The sequence below is a fragment of the Streptomyces sp. NPDC048479 genome, from assembly GCF_040651435.1.
Lineage (GTDB): Bacteria > Actinomycetota > Actinomycetes > Streptomycetales > Streptomycetaceae > Streptomyces.
The window spans coordinates 1-1,748 of sequence record NZ_JBEZKA010000114.1 but is presented as its reverse complement, the minus strand read 5'-3'; the positions used below and the strand labels follow the sequence as shown (position 1 = coordinate 1,748).

Sequence of the window (1,748 nt, the reverse complement as noted above, 5' to 3'; positions counted from 1 at the left end):
CGAACCCGAGACGATCACGACGGCCCTCGCCCACGCACACACCCACGGCACCCCCGTCGACTGGGAGACGTACTTCTCCGGCACGGGCGCACGGCAGGTCGAGATCCCGACCTACGCCTTCCAGCGCGACTGGTTCTGGCTGAACTCGGCCGCGGTGCAGGCCGGCCCCGGCGACGCGGCCGGATTCGGGCTCGGCGCGACGGACCACCCCCTGCTGGGCGCGGCCGTCGAACTGCCCGACTCGGACGGTTTCCTGTTCACCAGCAGACTGTCGCTGGCCACCCAGCCCTGGCTCGCGGACCACGCCGTCCTCGGCTCGGTCCTTCTCCCGGGCACGGCCTTCGTGGAACTCGCGGTCCGCGCGGGTGACCAGGTCGGCTGCGACGTACTGGAGGAGCTGACGCTGGAGGCACCGCTGGTGGTGCCCGAGCGGGGCGGCGTCCAGCTGCGGCTCACCGTCGCCGCCGCGGACGAGTCCGGACGACGAGGTCTGTCGCTGTACTCCCGCGACGAGGACGCCCCCGCCGACGAGCCGTGGACACGGCATGCCAGTGGCGTGCTCGCCACCGGCGCGGCGGCCCCCGCCTTCGATCTCGCCGCCTGGCCCCCGGCCGGCGCCGAACCGGTCGACATCGACGGTCTGTACGAGGGTCTGGCCGCGGCCGGATTCGACTACGGACCGGTCTTCCAGGGCCTGCGTTCGGCGTGGTTGCACGGCGACGAGGTGTACGCCGAGGTGAGCCTGGACGAGGAGTCCGCGGAGGCGGCGGAGTGGTTCGGGCTGCACCCGGCCCTTCTGGACGCGACGCTGCACGCGGCGGGTCTCGGCGGACTCGTGGAGAGCACCGGCCAGGGGCGTCTGCCGTTCGCCTGGACCAATGTGTCCCTGCACGCGGCGGGCGCGTCCGCGGTACGGGTCCGGCTGGCCCCCGCCGGCCGTGACGCCGTGTCGCTGGAACTCGCCGACGCGGCGGGCGTACCGGTCGCCTCGGTCGAGTCGCTGGTGCTGCGTGCGGTCTCGCCCGACCAGATCGGCGCGGCGCGCGGCGGCCGCCACGAGTCGCTTTTCCAGATCGATTGGACCGTTCTCCCGCTCGCCCCGGTGTCCACTGCCGAACAGCGCCCCTGGGCTCTGCTGTCGGACGACGGGTCCGGCCACGCGGGACTCGATGCCGTAGGTGTGCGTCACGAGGCGCACACCGGACTCGCGGCGCTCGCCGACGCGGGCTCGGCGGTGCCGGAGCTGGTGTGCATCCCGCTGTCCGCAGCGGACGCGCAGGGTTCGGCGGACTCGCCGGACGTGGCGGGTGCGGTGCATGGGGCTGTTGAGCGTGCGTTGGGTCTGGTGCAGGAGTGGCTGGCCGACGAGCGGTTCGTGGACTCGCGTCTGGTGTTCTTGACGCGGGGTGCGGTGGCTGCGGTGCCGGGCGAGGACGTGAGCGACCTGGTGCATGCTCCGGTGTGGGGTCTGGTGCGTTCCGCCCAGTCGGAGAACCCGGGCCGCTTCGTCCTGGCCGACACCGACGGGACCGACGCTTCCTATCGCGCGCTGACTGCCGGGCTCGCCTCTGGCGAGCCGGAGGTCGCGGTGCGGGGTGGCGCGGTACGGGTGCCCAAGCTGACGCGTTCCGGAGCCGCTGTCGAAGCTGCTCCTGAACTCGGCTTCGAGGGCACGGTGTTGGTGACGGGTGCGAGTGGCACGTTGGGTGGTTTGTTTGCCCGTCATCTGGTGGTCGAGCGTGGTGTGC

At 72.7% G+C, this 1,748-nt stretch carries 1 protein-coding gene; it reads left to right on the top strand.

Annotation, left to right across the window (positions count from 1 at the left end; all coding sequences use genetic code 11):
* Window positions 1-1,748, top strand: a 1,748-nt coding sequence (locus tag AB0D12_RS41250; RefSeq protein WP_362695222.1) for a polyketide synthase dehydratase domain-containing protein, incomplete at both ends; no start/stop codon positions are given.